Below are 22,647 nucleotides of genomic sequence, written 5' to 3'. Positions count from 1 at the left end.
TCAACATTAATTGTGAAGCAGCGAATAGCATCGGTAGACATATTGCGAGGATTTACTATAGTCGCTATGATTTTAGTAAATACTCCAGGAGATTGGAATCATATATACCCACCACTTTCACATGCTAAATGGCATGGTTTAACCCCTACAGATGTCATTTTTCCGTTCTTTCTATTTATCGTTGGTATTTCAATATATTTCGCATATAAGAACAAAACAAGTAAACGCGTAACTTATAAAAAAATAGTCATTAGGAGTCTAAAACTTATTGGTCTTGGATTATTTCTAAATTTATTTACCCCCTACTTTCCATTTTTTGAAGATCTAGGAACGGTTAGAATTCCAGGGGTGCTTCAACGTATTGGTGTTGTGTTTTTTATTTCTGCAATCTTATATCTTAATTTTAACTGGAAGATTCTGTTAAGGATTAGTTTATTTATTTTAGTTAGTTATTGGTTGTTTTTAGGTTACATGCCTTTTCCAAATCTAGAAGGCATTTCTCCAACTTTTGATCGCGCACCAAATAATTGGGCTAATTATATAGATTTACAAGTATTAGGAAAACATATGTGGCAACCTGATTATGATCCTGAGGGAATTATAAGCACAATTCCCGCTACTATATCCTGCCTATCTGGAATTTTAGTGGCTAGGTTAATAGATAAGTTAAAACATTTAGGCTTATTAGTTATTACGGCTCTTTCTCTTTTAATTCTTGGTTATATTTTTAACCTGTGGTTTCCTATAAACAAAGCAATTTGGAGTAGTAGTTTTGTGTTAGTCACAAGTGGTTGGGCAACGCTTATTTTGGCAATTATTTACTATTGCATAGATGTAAAAAGTTTAAAATTAGGAACTTTATTTAAACACGTTGGAATGAACGCTATAACCATATATTTCTTGTCTATTTTTATAACCAAAATTTTTTATTCCATAAAAGTCAATAATCATGGTAATATCCATACATATATTTATGAATCTATTTTTACAAATGCGCTTATAACAGATAAGTTAGCTTCTTTGTTATACGCTCTAGTAATAGTAACATTTTATGTTACTTTAGCATACATACTTTACAAAAAAAATATTTTTATTAAAGTCTAAATACATCTCTATTAGATATTAAAAATCAATAAATCATGAGCAACTATCACATAAAACACTTAGAAGAGTACTATCAAGTCTACAGAAAATCGATAAGAGAGCCTGAACACTTTTGGGAAGAAATTGCCGAGGAACATTTTATGTGGAAAAAAAAATGGGACAATGTGTTGAGTTGGGATTTCTCTAAACCAGAGATTAAATGGTTTGAAGGGGCAAAACTTAATATTACCGAGAACTGTATAGATAGACATTTAGCTACTCGCGGCAGCAAAACTGCTATTCTTTTTGAACCTAACGACCCATCAAAACCTGCAGAACACATTAGTTATAACCAACTCAGTGAACGTGTAAATCGGTTTGCAAATGTGTTAAAACAAGAAGGAATTAAAAAAGGAGATCGCGTTTGCATTTATCTACCTATGATTCCTGAACTTGCTATTTCTGTTCTAGCTTGTGCAAGAATAGGTGCCATTCATTCTGTTGTTTTCGCAGGGTTTTCAGCTACGGCATTATCTACAAGAATTAATGATTCAGATTGTAAAATGGTTATCACAAGTGATGGCTCTTACAGAGGCGCTAAAACAATCGACCTAAAAGGTATCGTTGACGAAGCACTAGAAAGTTGTTCAGGAGTGAATTCTGTTTTAGTTGCCAAACGAATTCATTCAGAAATAAATATGAAAGAAGGACGTGATAAATGGCTCCAACCTTTGTTAGATAATGCTTCAGAGCATTGTGTTGCTGAAGTTATGGATGCCGAAGATCCGCTTTTCATTTTGTATACCTCTGGTTCCACAGGGAAACCTAAAGGCATGGTGCATACTACAGCTGGGTACATGGTTTATACAGCATATACTTTCAAAAATGTATTTCAATATAAAGAAGACGATATTTATTGGTGTACGGCAGATATAGGATGGATAACTGGACATAGCTATATTGTTTATGGCCCATTAGCAAATGGGGCAACAACCGTTATGTTTGAAGGAGTGCCTAGTTACCCAGATTATGGACGATTTTGGGAGATTGTTGAAAAACACAAAATAAATCAATTTTATACAGCACCTACTGCTATTAGAGCACTTGCAAAACAAGGCCTCGAAGTAGTTGAAAAACATGACTTGTCATCGCTTAAAGTTTTAGGTTCTGTTGGAGAGCCTATTAATGAAGAAGCTTGGCATTGGTACAATGATAATATTGGTAAAAAACAAAGTCCGATTGTAGATACTTGGTGGCAAACAGAAACAGGCGGTATTATGATTACCCCTATCCCATTTGTAACACCAACTAAACCAACTTACGCTACGCTTCCTTTTATTGGAATCCAGCCAACTTTAATGGACGAAAACGGAAACGAAATTAAAGGCAATCAAGTGAGTGGTCGCTTATGCGTTAAGTTTCCATGGCCAAGTATGGCTCGAACCATTTGGGGAAATCATGAGCGCTATAAAGACACGTACTTTTCTGCTTATGAAAACAAATATTTTACAGGAGATGGTGCATTAAGAGACGAAGTTGGTTATTATAGAATTACCGGACGTGTTGATGATGTTATAATTGTCTCTGGGCACAACTTAGGAACGGCTCCAATTGAAGATGCTGTAAACGAGCATCCTGCAGTGGCAGAATCGGCCATAGTAGGCTTTCCTCATGATGTAAAAGGTAATGCGCTCTATGGTTATGTTATTTTAAAGGATGTTGGCGAAACTAGAGATCATAATAATTTAAGAAAAGAAATTAATCAAATAATTACCGAACACATAGGGCCAATTGCTAAGTTGGATAGAATTCAATTTACAGAAGGGTTACCTAAAACACGCTCTGGAAAAATAATGCGACGTATACTTAGAAAAATTGCACATAATGACATTTCTAACTTGGGAGACACTAGTACCTTATTAAACCCTGAAGTGGTTCAAAGTATTATTGATGGCAAAAAAAAAGCAGATAATACTAATTGGTAAAGCTGAAAACTATTTTATCCATCAGTCTTTTAAAATTTCTGATTATCAATGAATAATTCTTGAACAATAATTAATTTTATTGTTAAGTAAACTTCTTTTATACGACTACAAGTATTAGATTTTTATCTTTAGCAAAAAATATTTTATGCAAAAAACATACTACGACCCTGCTGACCTTAGAAAATTTGGAAATATAACAGAGTGGAATGAAGAATTGGGCAATAAATTTTTCGAGTATTACTCTAAAGTTTTCGAGGAAGGCGCACTTACCGCGCGTGAAAAAGCACTTATAGCTTTAGCGGTCTCACATACCGAACAATGTCCATATTGCATAGATGCATACACTAAAGACACATTGCAACGCGGTGTTACAAAAGAAGAAATGATGGAAGCCATTCATGTTGGTGCTGCTATAAAAAGTGGTGCTACGCTTGTACATGGTGTGCAAATGATGAATAAAGTAAATAAATTGGATGGCTAATTTAGATATTTGATTCTACTAGATTAATCATATTTTACACACAATTGATGGCTACAAACTCACTACATAAACGCAACAGCGATTTAGCAAATAGTAATAGACAACTTGAGATTTTATCCAACGGGATTTTTAAAAATGGTGACTTACCTACTTTTAAAAAGAAAATTGCAGAAAGCAATCAATTTCCCTTAAAGGCAAAGAAATTAGAAATTTTGCAGATAAATGTAGGTTATATGTGTAACCAAGTCTGCGATCATTGCCATGTAGATGCAGGTCCAGACCGAAAAGAGATTATGACACGTGAGACGATGAAGCAATGTTTGAAGGTTATAAAAAACACTGGAGCTCATACTTTAGATTTAACTGGTGGCGCACCAGAAATGAATCCTGATTTTAGGTGGTTTGTTGAAGAAGCTGCTAAGGCAGGCATTAAAGATTTCATAGTCCGTTCTAACCTCACAATTATTCGAGCAAATAAAAAATATTACGACTTACCCCAGTTTTTTAAAAAGCACAATATTCACATAGTCAGTTCTATGCCACATTGGACTCGTGGTAAAACAGACAAACAAAGAGGCGATGGTGTTTTTGATAAATCAATAAAAGCACTTCAAGAATTAAACGCTGTAGGTTATGGAATGCCCAATAGCAACTTACGCTTAGATTTGGTATACAATCCATCGGGAGCCTTTCTGCCAGGAGATCAAGCATCCATGGAAAAGGATTTCAAAAAAGCTTTAAAAGAAGATTTCGAGATTCAATTTCATAATTTATTTGCCATTACCAATTTGCCAATCTCAAGGTTTTTAGATTATCTTATTGCCTCAGAAAATTACGAAGATTATATGTATTCCTTAGTTGAAGCTTATAATCCTGCTGCTGTCGCTAACGTTATGTGTACTAACACGCTTTCAATAAGTTGGGAAGGTTATCTATACGACTGCGATTTTAATCAAATGTTAGAATTGCCCGTAAATAGTAAAGTAAAACATATTTCTGAGTATAACGAAGAATTATTAGAAGACAGAAACATTGTTATATCACAACATTGCTACGGTTGTACAGCAGGTGCAGGTAGTAGTTGTCAAGGTGTAGTAGCATAAGATTGGTGAATGAAAAATACTCTCATTATAATATTAATTACATTTCATTGTTCTTTGTTTGCTCAAAAATCAATTGACAAATTATTGAAAGAATATAATGACAATAGTGTCCCTTATATAACAGTTCAAGAACTAGCTATGCCAAAAACAGATGCTATTATTTTGGATTCTAGAGAACTAAATGAATATAAAACGAGCCATTTAAAAAATGCTATACACGTTGGGTACGATAATTTTAATATTGACAGTCTTCAGAAAAAAATTCCTAACAAAGATTCTAGAATTGTTGTTTATTGTTCCGTCGGAATTCGATCAGAATCTATAGCAGACAGTTTAAAGCTCGCTGGTTATAGCCAAGTTGAAAACCTGTTTGGTGGTATTTTTGAATGGAAAAACCATAATTTTCCTGTTTACAATATTGAAGAAAAAGAAACTGATAGTGTCCACACGTTCTCCAAAACTTGGAGCAAATGGTTGAAAAAAGGTGTAAAAGTATATGAATAAGGAACTCGTTATCGTTTTTGTAAAGAATATTGAACTAGGCAAAGTAAAAACCAGGTTAGCTAAAACGATTGGTAACCAAAGTGCTTTTAATGTGTATAGCGAACTTGTTAAAGTAACAGAAGAAGCTACAAAAGATATTAAAGCAGATAGGCATATTTATTTTTCAGAAGCTATCGTAGAAGCTCAATGGAAAGGTGATTTAAAAACTGTTCAAGTTGGAAAAAATTTAGGTGAGCGTATGAAAAATGCTTTTAAAAAAGGCTTTGAAGATGGTTATGAGCGAATTGTACTCATTGGATCAGATCTTCCAGATATAAGTGCAAGACATATTGAAGAAGGATTGGAATCACTAAATGACAATGAGGTTACATTTGGACCAGCATTAGATGGGGGATATTATTTAATTGGTCTAAACTCATTCCATGAAATGGTTTTTAATAATAAACCTTGGAGCGAACCAAACTTATTAAAACTTACTTTAGAAGAATTGAATTTAAAAAAAATAGGTTACAAATTACTTGAGCCCTTAAACGATATCGATACTTTTGAGGATTTAATTGCCTCAGAATTTTATAAATCGAATTTAGAATTACAGAAAAAAATAATACAATTCCATGATTAAGCATATAAACGAAACAGTTGAATATTTACAAGACAAAGGTTTTGATAATCCAGAAATAGGAATCGTTTTAGGAACCGGATTAGGGCAACTTATAAACCATGTTAACGTTATAAAAGAAGTTAGTTATAACCATATTCCTAACTTCCCTACTGCAACGGTTGAGTTTCATAAAGGGAGACTTATTTATGGTGTGCTGGAAGGAAAAAAAGTAATTGTTATGCAGGGACGTTTTCACTTATACGAAGGATACTCTTTACAAGATGTTACTTATCCTGTTAGAATCATGGAAAAATTAGGTATTAAAACTTTGTTGGTTTCTAATGCTGCTGGAGCGGTTAATTTAAACTTTAAAAAAGGAGAATTGATGCTAATCGAAGATCATATAAATCTTCAAGGTAGTTCACCATTAGCTTTTAAAGGTGTTGACCAATTAGGTGAACGTTTTGCAGATATGAGTGCTCCATATAATGCAAAAATAAACGAAAGCTTCCGCCAAATTGCAAATACAAATAACATTAAACTTCACGAAGGTGTATATGCAAGTGTTGTTGGGCCTCAATTAGAGACTAGAGCTGAATATCGTATGCTTAAAATAATTGGAGCCGATGCTGTGGGTATGAGTACTGTTCCAGAAATTATTGTCGCAAATCATTTAAGATTAAAAGTGGCTGCCGTGTCAGTTTTAACAGATGAATGCGACCCAGATAACTTAAAGCGCGTTGATATTGAAGAAATTATCGAAATGGCAACGAAGGCTGAACCAGACATGATTATTCTGTTTAAAGAACTAATAAAAATGTTATAGTGGTGTAATGTTTGTTACATCATTTTAGATTAAAGAAACTACCTTTATTCTTTCAAATAATATATAAGAATTTATTATGGATAACTATTTAGAAACCACACACGACGTATATAAAGAAGCAGCGCTAACACCAGATGTTGGTCTTTGCTGTACCACAAATCCTATTTGGGAATTACCAGGACTTAAAATCCCTAGAATCATGCAAGAAATGAATTATGGTTGTGGTTCTACGGTACATGCACGCGATTTAACAAACAACCCCAAAATGCTTTATGTTGGTGTGGGTGGCGGCATGGAATTATTACAATTCGCCTATTTTAATCGTCAAAAAAATGGTGTCGTTGGTATTGATGTTGTTGATGAAATGCTAGAAGCATCACGTAAAAACTTTATTGAAGCTGAAGTACAAAATGATTGGTTTAGAAGTGAATTTGTTGAATTAAAAAAAGGGGATGCTATGAATCTTCCAGTGGAAGATAATAGCATTGATGTGGCGGCTCAAAACTGTTTATTCAATATTTTTAAAGCTGATGATCTAAAGAAAGCCATAGCCGAAATGTATCGTGTATTGAAACCTCATGGGCGTTTGGTAATGAGTGATCCTACTTGTGAGCAGCCAATGAATGATGAATTACGAAACGATGAACGCTTACGAGCTTTGTGTCTAAGCGGAAGTTTACCAATCGCAGAATATGTGAAAGCATTAACGGATGCTGGTTTTGGTACTATTGAAATTCGAGCAAGAAAACCATATAGAATTTTAGACCCTAAAAACTATCCAACGGATGAATTAATCTATATCGAATCTATAGAAGTTGCTGCTATAAAAGATCCTATGCCAGAAGATGGCCCTTGCATATTTACAGGAAAAGCAGCTATTTATTACGGTGATGAAGATTATTTTGATGATAATGCTGGTCATATATTATTAAAAAATCAACCATTAGCCATTTGTGATAAAACTGCAGGAATACTGCAAGCCCTGAATAGAGATGATATCTATTTTTCAGAATCTACTTTTCATTATGATGGTGGTGGGTGCTGTTGAAAGATGAATTTTATTCCTTATTTTAATTATGAAATACTTTCTGCTCATCTTTTTATTCTGTTTTATAAGTGCTTGCTGCAGCACAAAAACAGTTGTTGAAAATGCCACAGAAACAACTAATAAAAATACTGTTACAACAGAAGTATCAGATGTTGTTGAAACACCTCCAATCCAAGAACCTCCAACACCACCTATACTTCCCAAAGAAGTAGAAAAAATAAAAGACCCTATAGTTGAAGAACCAAATCTAATAGTTTCAAAATCTGAAATTAATAATACTCTAATTATAGATTATGCTACTCAACCTATAAAGGGATCAATAAAAAAACCTAATCATGATAGTTTTAATAAATTACTTAAAACATATGTTTCAAATGCAGGAATAGTAAATTATCAAGACTTAAAAAATGGACAATTAGACCTGCAAAATTACATATCATATTTAGGCAAAACAATTCCTGCTGATAAATGGACTAAAGAGGATAAATTAGCTTTTTGGATTAACGCCTACAACGCCTTGACAATCGATTTAATATTAAGAAATTATCCTGTAAATAGTATTAAAGATATTAAAAACCCTTGGGATCAACGTCTTTGGAAGTTTGGTGATAAATGGTATAATCTTAATGATATAGAGCATCAAATTTTACGAAAAATGGATGAGTCCAGAATTCATTTTGCTATAGTTTGTGCTTCATTTTCTTGCCCTAAATTACAGAACGAAGCCTTTACTTCCGTTAACTTAGAAAAACAACTTACATCTGCCACCAAAGAATTCTTAAATGATTCAAAACGTAATGAAATATCTGCAAGCAACTTAAAATTATCTAAAATATTTCAGTGGTTTGCCAAAGATTTTAAACAAGAAGGTAGCTTAATAGACTTTTTAAATCAATATTCAGATATTAAAATATTACCTAATGCAAAAAAGCGGTACATGGATTACAACTGGGATTTAAATGAATAAACAAATTTCTATTGTTATACCTGTTTTAAATGAAGAAGTTTATATAGGTAAACTACTAGAGCACTTACAAGTAAATTCGTCAACACAAAACATTTCTGAAATTATAGTTGTTGACGGCGGTAGCAAAGATAAAACTCGAGAAATTGTTACTGCTTTTTCGAATTTTAACCTGAACCCCATAAAAGAAGCATATCATTATATCGATAATAGCATTTTACAAAATAGCATTCCAGAAAAACAAATTTCAAAAACAAAGATTAAACTTATAACTTCAGAAAAAGGACGTGCTAAACAAATGAATTTAGGCGCCAATTTTTCAAAAGGAGGTATTCTCTATTTTTTACATGCCGATTCATTTCCGCCAAAAAGCTTCGATAAATTAATTATAAATGAAATTGAAAAAGGCAATCAAGCAGGTTGTTTTAGAATGAAATTTAATAGCAATAATTTATGGTTAAAATTGTCAGGATGGTTGACGCAATTACCTTTTAAATTTTGTCGAGGTGGAGACCAAAGCCTTTATATAACTCAATCTCTTTTTAATAATATTGGTGGCTTCGATGAAAATTTCGATATCTACGAAGACAATGATTTTATCTCAAAGCTTTTTAAATTAAATCAATTTATTGTTATTCAAAAATGGCTTATAACTTCCCCAAGATGCTATCAAAAAAATGGTGTTTTAAAATTACAGTATCATTATTGGACAATTCATTTAAAAAAGTTTTTTGGTGCTTCGCCAGGAGAACTCAACCAATATTATAAGAAGTATATTGCGTCATAAAGTATCTTAGCTATCTTTATGCAAATGAAACCTCTTGAACTTTTATTAGTTATTCTTCTTTCAATTGGAGCTATTCAAGGTATTATTTATGGTATAATTTTATGGCGAAATAAGGGCCAAAATAGTATTGCAAATAATTTTTTAGCAACTATTCTTTTTTTCTTTTCATACAGACTTATTGTAGAGATATTAAAGCTTTTTGGTATTGGTTATTATGATTTCTTTTATCATATTTTATTAGAATACAATTGGATATACGGAGCACTAATATATTTTTTTGTTAAAGCTTATGCTACACCTAATTTTAAATTAAATTTCAAAAAAGATTGGATTCATTTCGTTCCAGTTGCTATTGAATTTGTTTGGAGCAACTTTATAAAATCACAAAATTTTTATTGGGATGGTACACGCGAAAGCTTATCATGGCTTGGGTATTGGGGTTATGTAGTTTGGATGCAATGGCCTACACAATACATAATAAGTGCTATTTTAATTATTTTTTATATTTCGAAATCAGAAAAATTATTGAATCGAACAAATCAAGATTCATACAATATCATAACCGAAAAAGCTAAATGGATTAAACGTGTTTTAAAGGTTATGAAAATATATTCTTTTCTAATTATCGCAGATGTAACCATAGATTTTTTATTCTTTGACTATTCATTTAATCGTTCATATCACATTGTTTTATTTGCTGGTATGGCACTAATATCTTATTGGTTAGGGATTGAAGGTTTCAACAAAAAAAACAACTCAATTATAAAACTTAAAACTATTTTAGATCCAAAAGAAAAAGAACAATTAGAAAATATATCTGAAAAATTAAAGCAATTAATGCAACAAGAAAAAGTATTTAAAAACTCAGATATTACACTAGCAAGTCTCTCTAAAGAACTTAATGAAAAGCCTTATCTAACTACTAAATGTTTAAATATAATTTTTGAAAAAAATTTCAATGATTTTATTAATGAATACCGAATTGAAGAGCTAAAACTACTTTTAAAAAATCCAGAAAATCAAAACTACACCTTATTAAGCCTTGCTTTTGAAGTTGGTTTTAATTCAAAAGCATCTTTTAATCGAGCGGTAACTAAGCTCACTGGAAAATCTCCAAAACACTTGAAATCAATATTTTAAAAGTTTCATTTTTTTAATTGAAACTTAAAACTCTCAAAAAACAAGTCTCAAATTTAAAATTGAGACGATTTTATTACTTTTCATTTACATATTTGTTAAAAATTATAAAACAAAATTGTTATGAAAAGAAATGATCTATTAAAAGCAATGCTATTATTTACAGCATTACTACTAATTACTCATTTAGGATACGCACAAGAAAAATCATTAGATTTAAATCAACTTATTGGCTCTTGGGAACTTGATCTGACTCCTGAAAATGAGTCAGATTCCAAGTTTGCCATTATGAAAATAGAAAAAATCGCTAATAATTTAGTTGAAGGTATTTTCTATAGAGAAGGTGTTAGAATAACTGAAGGAAGAACAAATATTCAATCCGGTAAAATTTATGTCGCTTTAGTATCTGGAGATAATAGTGGAAACTATAATACCTCATTTTTTTTAGAAAACGGAAAACTTTATGGTTCTACTCATTCTTTAAAAAAAGATTTTCTTTCAGTTTGGGTAGCAAAAAAAATGCACTAAAATGAAAACTATAATCACATTATTATTAGTATTATTTACATCATATTCTTGGTCTCAAACCAATTATGGTAACCCTACAAATAAACCGTTACCCGAAAAATTACAAAAACTAAGAAAGGCTATTGATGTTATTCAATTTCCTGAAGAAAATGACCCTATTAAAATTGGGGATACTTATTATTGGAAACACGCAACAGGAATTCTTTGTAAAGAAAGTGCAATAACAATTACCGAATATGGCGCATATATATATTATAACGATACATGGAACCTTCGAAAAATTTATCCTTTAAAAGAACTCGATAAATTGTTTAATACTAAAAAACAAAAACTATTGCAAGGCCAACCCTATATATGGGCGAATAATTGGCGAACAGACGGTAGAATGTTTGGTGGTTGGGCTTTATGGTATTTTATTGGTGAAACCAAAAATGGAGAAACCGTTTGTGGTTATAAAAAATTAAATACAACTAATAATCTTTTAAATTAAAACTAATGAGAACTTTAAAAATGATTATAATTCTAATCCTTACTTTTTCAAGCTTAAAAATAACTGCACAAAAATTAGACCTAATTGGTAAAGAAAGCAACTTAACTTGGACAGGAAAAGCCGCATTTAGTAGTTATAGTTTAACAGGAACATTAAAAGCTAAGGCTGGTTTTATAAAAATTGCAGATAACACTATTACCTATTTAAAAATTATTATTAATATGAAAAGTCTTAACCATGAAAACAAAGATTTAACTAAACATTTACGTGGTAAAGACTTTTTTGAAGTTAATACTTTTCCAGAAGCATTTTTTGAAATTTATGAACCTATAAAAATAGTAGATAATAAAGCCATATTACTTGGTAAAATGACAATAAATGGTATTACCAAAGAGGAGATAATTAGCGTTTTAATTAATAAAAAAATTATGTCTTTTGAATGTGAATTAAACCGAACCGATTATGGTATGAAATTTAACTCTCCAAGTTTCTTTAAGAAAATGAAAGAGAATGCAATAGCTGATAATTTCCAGCTGAATGGAGAATTAGTTTTTAAGTTACCAATAAATTAAAAAATGTAGTGTTTTTTAATTAGTGTTTATTTCTACCCATTTCGTTTGGATATAAGTCAGGTAAATTATCGCTTTGAAAAACTTCTTTAGTATCAACATTAACTACTGAAAGTTTTCCGGTAAAAGCTGCTCCTGTATCAATATTCCAAACATTAACAGCATTCATTGGGACATCAACTTTAAAGTTAATTGTTGGTGTATGACCGATATAAATTTCTTTATAATGTTTTAATCTACTTGGATAAATAACAGAATCCCTTTCAATCTGTCTATCCATTGTCAAAGCCATTTCCCAAAGTGTTCTATCAAAATAAAAGGTAGTTTCGAACACTTCCTTTTCTACACCATGCATAGAAGTAAATCCAGCATGCAAAAACAAACGATTCTTATCATCTAAATAATACAAAGGCATATTTTCAAAAAAGTTTAAATGTACTTTTTTATCATTTTCAGATAACCCTTCATAACTCTCAATCGTTTCTTTTCCTCCATGCATATACCAGGTTGGGTTAACGTCACCACTTCTTAACCATTCTTCACACCAAACATCATGATTTCCTTTTATAAAAACACAAGTAATCTTTTGAGAAAGGTCGATTAAAAACTGAATTACTTGAGCAGATTCACTCCAACCGTCTACGTAATCACCAACAAAAATTAAGATATCCTCGTCTCTAACCTCAACTTTATTTAAAACTATAATCAAGGCTTTTAAACCACCGTGAATATCTCCAATTGCAAAAGTTCTCATGAATTAATTTTCGAGCAAAAATAACTATTTAATATAGTTTATGAAATTAAAAATACTGTCCAATACCAAATACAAAACCTTTACTAGCATCTTTAGTTAAACCATAACCATAGTCTATTCTAAAAATAGCATTATATATTTTTTTATGAATAAAGCGCAATCCCAAACCTGGATAAACCTTTACATTATCCATATTACTAAAATCTCCGAAATCACCACCTGGGTTACGCCACGATCCTGCATCAATAAAAGCATTGCCTTGAAGCACAAACCAGTTTTTTTCATAAAATGTATGTCTGTATTCAGTATTTAAAACAATGGCTCCAGTACCTCTATCAATAGTATTTCCAACCCCTCTAATATTTAAATTATTATCCACAGAAAAAGGAGCAAATGGGGTATTGTCATTTGTAGATAGCCCTAATCGTAATCTACTAGCCCAATTGCCTTTTCCACCAACGCGGTTGAAATAGAAAAAATCGTTCCAACCAATAAAAAAATCTGGAAGCATACTATTCGTTGATGTGACATATTGAAAATTAGCAACACTTCGAAAACCAGAAACATATTGATAAAAATAATCTAGATTGTTATATTCGTAAATCCCTTTTGCAAGCCATTTATGTACATTCAACTCTTGAGGCACATCAGGATTAGTTGCTCCCGATTTATATCTATAATCTTCAACAAAGTAATTTATTCCAAATTCAAATCTGTTATTAAAGTTTAATCTGTATAACCCTAATACTTCCAAAGACTCATTATTATATTTATAATTAGCCGTTGTATTATCAAAAAATACAGGTTCTTGCGTTGTTAAATCTTGGTAGTTTACTGCTAATCCCCAATTTTTTGAAAATAAAAATGGTGCTCTAAAATTTAGCGCATAGGAAGCGTAGATATCTTTTTGATAAAAGCCCCCTAAAGCAATATTTCTGCCTAAAAAGTTAAACTCATACAGTCCTAACCGATAAGCAAATTCATCATTATCTGTAGTATAAATATTAGCTGAAGGAATAAGAGTAAAATTCTCTTCAATATTATAAAACACGTTATATTGGCCCCCTTCTGATGAAAACACCTGATAATAGGCGTGCGATATTGATGGTAAGCGTTTTAGTAACTTCATATCCTGTTCCATTATCAAAGAATCTAGTACATTACCAGATTTAATAGATGCTATTTTTTTTACGAACGAAGACTTTAACCTTTTATTCCCTTGAATTTTTAAATCGTGAACCACATAGTCTTGAGCGTTCATAGACATGAACCCCAATATAAAAATTGAAAGAAATTCTAGTTTTTTCACTGTGATCCATATTGTTGCCTGATAACCGCTTCAACAGGTTTGTTTTGAGGTGTAAACATAAAATTATTCTTTCCTCCTACCTCATCATGTTTATGAAACCATTTCCAAATAAAACCACCTGCAAACCATTCTTCTTCCCAAAAAGTTTGATACAAAGCCTTTGTAGTATTTGTTTGTGCGTCTAGATTTACTTGATTCATACTTCTATCACTAACCCATGGTGTTTTTCCTGAATAATCAACACTTCTATACCCATATTCAGTAAATAAAACAGGTTTGTCATTTTGAAGAGAAAGGTCTTTAACCACTTGTTTATGTTTTTTCCATCCTTTTAAGCATTCTGCAACAGTTGGAGATTTATTCTCACTAACTGGAAAATAAGCATCAATTCCTATATAATCTAAATCACTCCAAAACGGAGTTCGTTTAAATTCATCCCAATTGGCGGCATAGGTTAGTTTTCCTTTGTATTTTGCCTTTATTTTTTTTATTAAAGAACTCCAAAATTCAGGTCTATTTTCAATAAACTTTTCTAGCTCGGTACCAATACAAAAAAGTTCAGCTTTAACCTGATTAGCTAAATCTGCATATTCTAAAATAAAACTTGAATAGGAATCTTCTAAAGCCTTCCAATCGGCTTCATTTTTCATCTCAATAAATCCTGTAAACTCACCTCGCCAAACCCAAATTTGAGGTTTAATCATGACTTTAATCTGCTTCTTTCTAAGCTCTGTAATATATTGTTCAGCACCCGCTTTCGTTTCACCAAACCACTGTCTATCTGTATTATGAATTACTTCTGGATGCGCTAAGTTTTTTATAAACCCAAATGGCATAACCGCTGCATAGTTAGCATTTACATTAATAACTGGGTTAATATGAGTTTCATTTACTCGCTCGCTAGAGGCAACAAAACTTACTCCATTAATTTTACTAGTTTGAGTTTTACACGACTGTACACTTAGTATTGATAAAAAAATTAGGGTCTTAAATGATTTCATAAAACATATTTAAGTCTCTAATTTACTATAAACCATTAAAATAATGCTCTTAAACCTATGTTAAATGATTGTCCTATCCCAGAATTAGAGCCTCTAACAAAACTGCTATAAAGTGCTTCTAAGTTCAAAGTTTTAGTTAATTGGTACTTTCCTCCAAAACCTAAAGCAGTAAAGTCTTGATCAAAATCTCCAAAACGTTGTTGGTGTTGAACAAACCCTAAAATAGTAGATTTATCACTTGGAAAATAACTCATAAATACGCCTGGTGCCAACACAAATGTTTTATCAGCAAAACTGGAATCGTCACCAAAATTATACTCTGTATTCAACTCCGTGAATAATTGCCAATTTCCACTTGGCAAAGTATAATCATAGAAAAAACGATTCTGAAATGTATAAGCCGTTTGATCTAAAAAGACGCCATTCTCACTTTCATTATCAATTAAAGGAATATGAAAGGCCGTTTGAACTGTAAAATTGCTTACATTTTTAAGTGGATTAAATTTAATTACCGGAGCAATAGAAGTTAGACCTGAACGCGCTGTCCCTGGTTCTCCATCAAAAGAAAACACATCTAGTGCACTGCGATCTCCAATTACATTAGATCTTATTTCTCCTAATAAACCAACATTAACTTTACTGTTTTCAGAAACACCAGTAAAAATGTCAATGCTAGAAGTAAAATAAGTTTCTCTATCTAAATTTTTGGTTATATCACCATTACTATCGGCACTTTTTGTTTGTGTAAACAAATTATTAAACCATTTAATATCCCACTGCCCTTTCTTTAAAAGTTTTGAAGGCGTGTAAGTTTGTACATTACTTTTTTGAGGTGTTGATTCTGTGTCTTCTTGCGAAAATCCAGAATATGATATGGCTATTAATACGAATATTGCGATTAATTTTTTCATAATTTGATTTTGTTTTTCATTTCAACGAAGGTGGAAATCTATTACTTTAATTTAGTTTGTTATTTATATGATTACTGTTTATTTACTTTCCAATTATATGGGAAGTAGCTTAATTTATATTTGCCTTCTAATTTTTCTGTTCTATATTGATTTATAAAGTCTATTTCTGATTTTCCGTTCATAGTAAAATCTTCTTTATACCACTCCATAATTTGAGAAGCTTGCACGCGTTTCTTTTTAGTATTTACTTTTAAAAAAGAACCATTTAAAGCTAATTTAGTCTGATTTTCTAATTGGGTTTCTAAAGTATTTGGTAAATAGGCTTTATTTATTAATGGCGGACAACCCACAGCTCCACAGACTAAAACAAAGTGAAAACGCGCATCTTTAAACTGACCTCTTAAAAGTTTATGCTCAATATCATTTAAAGTAATATTCTTTCCTGCTAAATTATAAGTCGTTTTATCAAAAAAGCCTTTGCTATCTAGCGGAGAATTTGTTGGATAAATATCTACAATGCCTTTTATTACAGATAAATTATAAGCGTTAATCCAAAACGCTTGATACTCTTGAGCATCATCTTTTGAAACTGAAATACCTTCGGCTGCTTTTAAAATGGTATTCAATTTTTCAGGATTAGAATGAATATCATCATAAGCAACCAAACCTTGAGACACATATGTTTTAAAAAATGAATCTGCTTTTGTGAAAAATGAGTTTAAATCTTGTGAAAACCCCTTAACTGTAATTAAGGTTATTAATACCAATATGAGTCTTGTTTTCATTTCTTAATAAATTTATCTGTTGCAAAGTAACTGCACTTATGTCGAAAGAAGTGTTAGCTAACTTACATAAGGTCAAAAAAAACACTCGTCTTATAAAACATCTATTCCTTACACATGCATACAATTTAAACCTATTCTAAATTAAACTGTTCGATATAAGTTCTTACCTTTAGCTGCGACCTAATACCACATAACAACCAAATTATGGAACACATCGTTATTATTGGCAATGGAATTTCTGGCGTTACAGCTGCTAGACATATACGGAAGCTTTCCGATAAAAAAATCACCATTGTTTCCGCAGAAACCGATTATTTCTTCTCTCGCACGGCTCTGATGTATATCTACATGGGGCATATGAAATTTGAACACACGCAACCTTATGAAAATTGGTTTTGGGAAAAAAATAGAATTAATCTTAAAAAAGGATATGTAAAAAGGGTTGATACAAATAACAAAACGCTTCATTTTGCTAAGGGTGATGAATTGCAATACGATAAACTTATTATCGCCACAGGCAGTAAACCAAACAAATTTGGTTGGCCTGGACAAGATTTAGAAGGCGTTATGGGCATGTACCATAAGCAAGATTTAGATAACCTTGAAAAGCACGCACCTAACAACAAAGTTTGCAAAAGAGCGGTCATTGTAGGTGGGGGTTTAATAGGAATTGAACTTGCTGAAATGCTTAATTCAAGAAATATTCCTGTAACATTTTTAGTTCGTGAAAATAGTTTTTGGAATGGGGTCTTACCTGAAGGTGAAAGCGAAATGATAAATCGTCATATAAAAAATCATCATATCGATTTGCGCTTAGGCATGAATCTTAAGGAAATAAAAGCAGATGAAAATGGTAAAGCAAAGTCGGTTATTATCACTGAAACTGGGGAAGAACTAGCTTGTGATGTGGTTGGATTAACTGCTGGTGTTTCACCTAATATTAATTTTATTAAAGATTCTGAGATTGAAACAGGTCGTGGTATAAAAGTAAACCGGTACTTAGAAACTAATATTCCAGATGTGTATGCCATTGGTGACTGTGCAGAACAGCACGAAGGAATAAATGGACGTAGACCTATTGAAGCTGTTTGGTATACTGGCCGTATGATGGGCGAAACTCTAGCACAGACCATCTGCGGTAATAGAATTCAATATAATCCAGGGCATTGGTTTAACTCCGCTAAATTTTTAGATATAGAATATCAAACTTATGGATGGGTGTTTTCCAAGCCTAGAGAAAATGACGTTCATTTTCATTGGAAACATGAAGATGACACCAAATGCATCACTATTTGCTATGACACAAATAGCAACAAATTTTTAGGTATTAATACCTTCGGAATTCGGATGCGTCATGAGGTGTTCAATAAATGGCTTACTGAGAAACGTGATATTAATTATGTTATGGATCATTTATCCGAGGCTAATTTTGATCCAGAATTTTATAAAACATACGAAACTGACATATTATCTGCATATAAAAACAAATTACAAACAGTATAACAACATATAAAATGAGTAATCAAATAAATCATAGTATGTCTTTAGCAAAGCCTGAAGCAAACGATTTATCAACCAAACAAAGAATTGCTCTTTTGATTGGCACCATAGGTCTTTTCATTTTAACCCTAGCGCTTTTTAATACAAACTTCCCTAATAAAGGAATGTTCTTATCATTAGCGTTAGGACTAATTTCTGTTGGAACTATTGTATTTACAAGAGATCTATATTTAACAAAACTTGAGGGCATTAAAAATGATGGAACATGGTTTAAATCAATATCATCACGTGGATTATTGGGTTGGATTTCAGGTGTCGTACTCACTGGATTTTATATATTGCTATATTTTTACCCGCAGTATTTAGGTCAAGCCGCAGATGGCAGTGCTAATTCTGGACTTATTTCATTATTCGACCCTTTAAGTAATTTACTAAGTGGGAGGCCTGCAAGTCAATGGTTTGTTTACGGAACTCTTTACACAGTGGCAATTTTAGTTTTTGGCTATAAGTTTATGCTTAAATATCGCCATAATCGATACCAACAATTAAGAACTGTATCTGTTATGTTTTTTCAATTAGGCTTTGCTTTTTTAATTCCAGAATTTATGGCTAGACTAAATGAAAGTTCTGCCTATAATTTACCTTATTACGATTTAAAAAGCATGTGGCCGTTAAACTATTATCTTTTTGATAGCTGGTCTATTAATGGATTATTATCATCTGGATCCTTAGGCTTAATTATGCTTCTTTTTGGGGTATTATCCATCTTTGTAGTATCTCCAATTTTAACTTATAAATATGGTAAACGATGGTATTGTTCTTGGGTTTGTGGTTGTGGCGGCTTAGCCGAAACCGCTGGAGACCCTTTTAGGCAATTAAGTAGTAAAAAATTATCTGCTTGGAAGCTCGAACGCTGGCTAATTCATACAGTATTAGTGTTCTCGGTTATTATGACAACAGCTATGATATACACCTATTTAGGAAGTGACCCAAACAAATACTGGTTAACTCGCGGCTCATTTCTGCTAAGTGTTGGGATTTTGCTCACGCTAATTTTTGCTGTTGTTATGCTTTTTAAACGTAATGAACTTGGCAAAGATGCAAAGTACGGGGCTATTGGCTATTTTGTAATTATTGCTGCACTATTTTTAATGTTTTACACAGGAACAACAGATAAAATATTTTTAATAAAATCAAGTAGTCTTCGTTCTGCTTATGGATTATATATAGGCTCTATATTCTCTGGAGTTGTAGGAACAGGGTTTTATCCAATATTAGGTAATCGTGTTTGGTGTCGCTTTGGTTGTCCCATGGCAGCTATCTTAGGGTTTCAACAACGCATGTTCTCAAAATTTAGAATCACTACAAATGGCGGACAATGTATTTCCTGTGGAAATTGTTCTACATACTGCGAAATGGGTATCGATGTGCGTTCTTATGCTCAAAAAGGAGAAAATATTGTGCGTTCCAGTTGCGTAGGTTGTGGTGTTTGTTCTGCTGTTTGCCCAAGAGGTGTTTTAAAGCTTGAGAATGATAGTATGGAAGGTCGCATCAATCCGACAGAAGTACTACTAGGAAATGATGTTGATTTAATGGATTTAGTAAATAATAAATAATGAGACATCTTTTTAGCCTAATTATATTCCTTACTACTTTTAATGCTTTCGCGGGAAAAGAATACCAAAGAACGTATTTTGAAAACGGAAACATTCAATCTGAAGGTTGGATTGAAAATAGTAAAAAAATAAAGTTTTGGAGATTCTATTATGCAAACGGTAACCTAAAAAAAGAAGGTCATTTTTCAGAAAATAAAGCATCTAAATATTGGAAGTTTTATAATACAAATGGATTTATTGTAAAAGAAGGGCATTTTGATAAAGGCTTTAAATCAGGTTGGTGGCTTTTTTATGATGATATGGAAAAAATAAATCATAAATGCCAACTTGAGTATAACCAAAAGAATGGTTATTGTCTTATGTATAAAAATGAAAAGCTAATAGCAGCTTCAAAATTTAAAGCAGGTAAAAAATTAAAAGAATGGACTAACTTTGCTTCATTTAAAAAAGAAAATAACCTTAGCGACCTTCAATGACCAAAATAAAAGTCATCATTCCTGCATATAACGAAGCCGATTCTATAACCAATGTTATAAATGATATTCCTAATACCATAGATGAAATAATTGTTGTTAGCAATAATTCTACCGACGATACTGAAGCAAATGCAAAAAAAGCAGGAGCCACCGTTTTAGTTGAAACAAACAAAGGTTACGGATATGCGTGTTTAAAAGGAATGGATTATATCGCTAATCAACATGAGAAACCAGATATCCTTGTATTCCTTGATGGAGATTATAGCGACTACCCTGAAGAATTAACCAAAATTGTCGCGCCTATAATTAATGAAAATATTGATTTTGTAATTGGCTCAAGGGTCAAACGACTGAGAGAAGTAGGTTCTATGACCAAACCTCAAATATATGGCAATTGGTTAGCGACTAGCTTAATGAAATTATTTTTTGGAGCGAAATTTACTGATCTTGGACCATTTAGAGCAATTAAATACCAAAAATTACTCGCTCTTAACATGCAAGACAAGACCTATGGTTGGACTGTAGAAATGCAATTAAAAGCACTTAAGCAAAAACTTACATATACCGAAATACCAGTAAATTACAGAAATAGAATTGGTGTTTCAAAAGTGTCTGGTACAATAAAAGGTGCTATATTTGCAGGCGTTAAAATTTTAGGTTGGATTTTTAAATACAGCATTAAACAATGATTTTAGAAACAACAGTTATAGTTATTTATTCCATTGCACTTGTACTCATTTTCATGTATGCACTGGCACAATTAAATTTGTTGTTTAATTATCTGTCTTCAAAAAAAAATAAAGACAATTGCCCAAAATTTGATTTAAATAATCCAGAAGAAACACCATATATAACTATACAGCTTCCAGTGTATAATGAGATGTATGTTATGGAACGTTTGTTAGACAACATTTCTAAAATTGAGTATCCAAAAGATAAACTTGAGATTCAAGTGCTTGATGATTCTACAGATGAAACAATTGAAAGTACTCGCAAACATGTTGAAAACCTCCAAGCTACTGGATTAGATATTACGCATATTACAAGAACTAATCGTACTGGTTTTAAAGCAGGAGCTTTAAAGGAAGGATTAAAAATAGCCAAAGGTGAAATTGTTGCCATTTTTGATTCCGATTTTCTTCCAAAAAAAAATTGGTTAAAACAAACCGTCCCTTATTTTAAGGATGAAGCCATTGGTGTTGTCCAAACCCGTTGGGGACATATTAACCGTAATTATTCAATCCTTACTAGAATACAGGCTTTTGCGCTAGACGCTCATTTCACTTTAGAGCAAACGGGAAGAAATAGCAAAGGACATTTTATAAATTTTAATGGAACTGCTGGTTTATGGCGTAAAGAATGTATTATAGATGCTGGAAACTGGGAAGGTGACACACTTACTGAGGATTTAGATTTAAGTTATCGTGCACAACTAAAGAATTGGAAATTCAAATACTTAGAAGATGTTGAAACTCCAGCCGAACTCCCTATAGTCATTAGTGCCGCTCGTTCACAACAATTTAGATGGAATAAAGGAGGTGCTGAAAATTTTAGAAAAATGCTTGGCCGCGTAGTAAACAGTCAAAATATTTCTACTAAAACCAAAGTACATGGCATATTACATTTACTAAATAGCACCATGTTTTTAAACGTACTTATTGTAGGTGTTTTTAGTATTCCTATGCTCTACATTAAAAATGAATACGAACACTTGAAGCCATACTTTTACGTCATGAGCTTTTTTGTAGTAAGTAGTATAATATTTTTTATATGCTACTGGTTTATGTACAAGAATATTTACGGAGGTGGCATTAAAAATTTTATAAAATATATTGGGATGTTTTTTGTATTTTTCTCAATTGCCATGGGCTTTTCTCTTCATAATTCTATAGCTGTTTTAGAAGGCCATTGGGGTAAAAAAAGTGAATTTGTTAGAACACCAAAATTCAATATCAATAAATATAAAGACAATTGGAAAAACAATAAATACATGAAAAAGACTGTTTCTGTTCATGTTATTTTCGAAGGCTTACTTACACTCTATTTTGGTTTTGGAATGTATAGTGCGTTTATTGTAGGGAATCAAGGAGGTGATTTTGGACTCTTTCCTTTTCATTTAATGCTCTTTGCTGGTTTTGGCTATGTCTTTTTTAAATCTTTGGCATCAAAAGTTTAAGGAATTATAATTC

At 31.9% G+C, this 22,647-nt stretch carries 24 protein-coding genes; 19 read left to right on the top strand and 5 right to left on the bottom strand.

Annotation, left to right across the window (positions count from 1 at the left end; all coding sequences use genetic code 11):
• The first annotated feature begins 12 nt into the window (after positions 1–12).
• The 14 genes from AC2D6V_RS06295 (at position 13) to AC2D6V_RS06230 (ending at position 12,109) form a co-directional block, all read left to right on the top strand.
• Positions 13–1,104 (top strand): acyltransferase family protein, encoded by a 1,092-nt coding sequence (locus AC2D6V_RS06295; RefSeq protein WP_484647210.1) that lies wholly within the window; start codon positions 13–15, stop codon positions 1,102–1,104.
• A 35-nt stretch (positions 1,105–1,139) separates the two neighbouring features.
• Positions 1,140–3,068: an acetate--CoA ligase gene (gene acs, locus AC2D6V_RS06290; protein ID WP_484647209.1), complete on the top strand. Its 1,929-nt coding sequence runs from the start codon at positions 1,140–1,142 to the stop codon at positions 3,066–3,068.
• A 145-nt stretch (positions 3,069–3,213) separates the two neighbouring features.
• Positions 3,214–3,549, top strand: coding sequence for an arsenosugar biosynthesis-associated peroxidase-like protein (locus AC2D6V_RS06285; RefSeq protein WP_484647208.1), 336 nt, complete (start codon positions 3,214–3,216; stop codon positions 3,547–3,549).
• Positions 3,550–3,596: 47 nt separating this feature from the next.
• Positions 3,597–4,652 carry an arsenosugar biosynthesis radical SAM (seleno)protein ArsS gene (gene arsS / locus AC2D6V_RS06280; RefSeq protein ID WP_484647207.1) on the top strand — a complete coding sequence of 352 codons (1,056 nt, stop codon included), beginning with the start codon at positions 3,597–3,599 and terminating at the stop codon, positions 4,650–4,652.
• A 9-nt stretch (positions 4,653–4,661) separates the two neighbouring features.
• The gene (locus tag AC2D6V_RS06275) at positions 4,662–5,156 is read left to right on the top strand and encodes a rhodanese-like domain-containing protein (RefSeq protein WP_484647206.1); all 495 of its coding nucleotides are present in this window, start codon (positions 4,662–4,664) and stop codon (positions 5,154–5,156) included.
• Positions 5,149–5,778 (top strand): TIGR04282 family arsenosugar biosynthesis glycosyltransferase, encoded by a 630-nt coding sequence (locus AC2D6V_RS06270; protein ID WP_484647205.1) that lies wholly within the window; start codon positions 5,149–5,151, stop codon positions 5,776–5,778. The genes AC2D6V_RS06275 and AC2D6V_RS06270 overlap by 8 nt, the downstream gene beginning before the upstream one ends.
• Positions 5,771–6,583, top strand: coding sequence for a purine-nucleoside phosphorylase (locus AC2D6V_RS06265; protein ID WP_484647204.1), 813 nt, complete (start codon positions 5,771–5,773; stop codon positions 6,581–6,583). Before AC2D6V_RS06270 ends, AC2D6V_RS06265 begins: the two co-directional genes overlap by 8 nt.
• Before the next feature lie 76 nt (positions 6,584–6,659).
• Positions 6,660–7,631 (top strand): arsenosugar biosynthesis arsenite methyltransferase ArsM, encoded by a 972-nt coding sequence (arsM, locus tag AC2D6V_RS06260; RefSeq protein WP_484647203.1) that lies wholly within the window; start codon positions 6,660–6,662, stop codon positions 7,629–7,631.
• A gap of 28 nt (positions 7,632–7,659) precedes the next feature.
• Entirely contained in the window at positions 7,660–8,598 is a 939-nt protein-coding gene (locus AC2D6V_RS06255) for a DUF547 domain-containing protein (RefSeq protein ID WP_484647202.1), read from the top strand.
• On the top strand, positions 8,591–9,382 hold the full coding sequence (locus AC2D6V_RS06250; protein WP_484647201.1) for a TIGR04283 family arsenosugar biosynthesis glycosyltransferase: 792 nt from the start codon (positions 8,591–8,593) through the stop codon (positions 9,380–9,382). Before AC2D6V_RS06255 ends, AC2D6V_RS06250 begins: the two co-directional genes overlap by 8 nt.
• Before the next feature lie 24 nt (positions 9,383–9,406).
• Positions 9,407–10,522 (top strand): helix-turn-helix domain-containing protein, encoded by a 1,116-nt coding sequence (locus AC2D6V_RS06245; protein ID WP_484647200.1) that lies wholly within the window; start codon positions 9,407–9,409, stop codon positions 10,520–10,522.
• A 120-nt stretch (positions 10,523–10,642) separates the two neighbouring features.
• Positions 10,643–11,047: a hypothetical protein gene (locus AC2D6V_RS06240; protein WP_484647199.1), complete on the top strand. Its 405-nt coding sequence runs from the start codon at positions 10,643–10,645 to the stop codon at positions 11,045–11,047.
• Position 11,048: 1 nt separating this feature from the next.
• Complete coding sequence (locus tag AC2D6V_RS06235) at positions 11,049–11,537, top strand: hypothetical protein (RefSeq protein WP_484647198.1); 489 nt, start codon at positions 11,049–11,051, stop codon at positions 11,535–11,537.
• Between the two features lie 5 nt (positions 11,538–11,542).
• Positions 11,543–12,109, top strand: coding sequence for a YceI family protein (locus AC2D6V_RS06230; protein ID WP_484647197.1), 567 nt, complete (start codon positions 11,543–11,545; stop codon positions 12,107–12,109).
• 19 nt (positions 12,110–12,128) lie between these two features.
• Here the strand turns inward: AC2D6V_RS06230 and AC2D6V_RS06225 are convergent, their stop codons facing one another.
• From AC2D6V_RS06225 to AC2D6V_RS06205, 5 genes are all read right to left on the bottom strand, one after another.
• Positions 12,129–12,860 (bottom strand): metallophosphoesterase family protein, encoded by a 732-nt coding sequence (locus tag AC2D6V_RS06225; protein WP_484647196.1) that lies wholly within the window; start codon positions 12,858–12,860, stop codon positions 12,129–12,131.
• Between the two features lie 46 nt (positions 12,861–12,906).
• A complete protein-coding gene (locus AC2D6V_RS06220) occupies positions 12,907–14,169 on the bottom strand; it encodes a BamA/TamA family outer membrane protein (protein WP_484647195.1) in 1,263 nt (420 codons plus the stop codon).
• A complete protein-coding gene (locus AC2D6V_RS06215; protein WP_484647194.1) occupies positions 14,166–15,170 on the bottom strand; it encodes a glycoside hydrolase family 113 in 1,005 nt (334 codons plus the stop codon). Before AC2D6V_RS06215 ends, AC2D6V_RS06220 begins: the two co-directional genes overlap by 4 nt.
• A 35-nt stretch (positions 15,171–15,205) precedes the next feature.
• Positions 15,206–16,081 (bottom strand): transporter, encoded by an 876-nt coding sequence (locus AC2D6V_RS06210; protein WP_484647193.1) that lies wholly within the window; start codon positions 16,079–16,081, stop codon positions 15,206–15,208.
• Positions 16,082–16,152: 71 nt separating this feature from the next.
• Positions 16,153–16,866 carry a DUF547 domain-containing protein gene (locus tag AC2D6V_RS06205; protein ID WP_484647192.1) on the bottom strand — a complete coding sequence of 238 codons (714 nt, stop codon included), beginning with the start codon at positions 16,864–16,866 and terminating at the stop codon, positions 16,153–16,155.
• A gap of 204 nt (positions 16,867–17,070) precedes the next feature.
• On the opposite strand from AC2D6V_RS06205, the gene AC2D6V_RS06200 reads away from it, so the two are divergent.
• The 5 genes from AC2D6V_RS06200 to AC2D6V_RS06180 are packed head-to-tail and all read left to right on the top strand — an operon-like array spanning position 17,071 to position 22,634.
• Positions 17,071–18,369 (top strand): NAD(P)/FAD-dependent oxidoreductase, encoded by a 1,299-nt coding sequence (locus tag AC2D6V_RS06200; protein WP_484647191.1) that lies wholly within the window; start codon positions 17,071–17,073, stop codon positions 18,367–18,369.
• An 11-nt stretch (positions 18,370–18,380) separates the two neighbouring features.
• Positions 18,381–19,982: a 4Fe-4S binding protein gene (locus tag AC2D6V_RS06195; protein WP_484647190.1), complete on the top strand. Its 1,602-nt coding sequence runs from the start codon at positions 18,381–18,383 to the stop codon at positions 19,980–19,982.
• Complete coding sequence (locus tag AC2D6V_RS06190) at positions 19,982–20,458, top strand: toxin-antitoxin system YwqK family antitoxin (protein ID WP_484647189.1); 477 nt, start codon at positions 19,982–19,984, stop codon at positions 20,456–20,458. The genes AC2D6V_RS06195 and AC2D6V_RS06190 overlap by 1 nt, the downstream gene beginning before the upstream one ends.
• Positions 20,455–21,147, top strand: coding sequence for a glycosyltransferase family 2 protein (locus AC2D6V_RS06185; protein WP_484647188.1), 693 nt, complete (start codon positions 20,455–20,457; stop codon positions 21,145–21,147). Before AC2D6V_RS06190 ends, AC2D6V_RS06185 begins: the two co-directional genes overlap by 4 nt.
• Positions 21,144–22,634, top strand: a complete 1,491-nt coding sequence (locus AC2D6V_RS06180) for a cellulose synthase family protein (RefSeq protein WP_484647187.1) — start codon at positions 21,144–21,146, stop codon at positions 22,632–22,634. Before AC2D6V_RS06185 ends, AC2D6V_RS06180 begins: the two co-directional genes overlap by 4 nt.
• Positions 22,635–22,647: the final 13 nt, after the last annotated feature.

The sequence above is a fragment of the Algibacter sp. YIN40 genome, from assembly GCF_057219435.1.
Note: the sequence above shows the minus strand (reverse complement) of the source record. Positions and strands in the feature narration are given on the sequence as shown.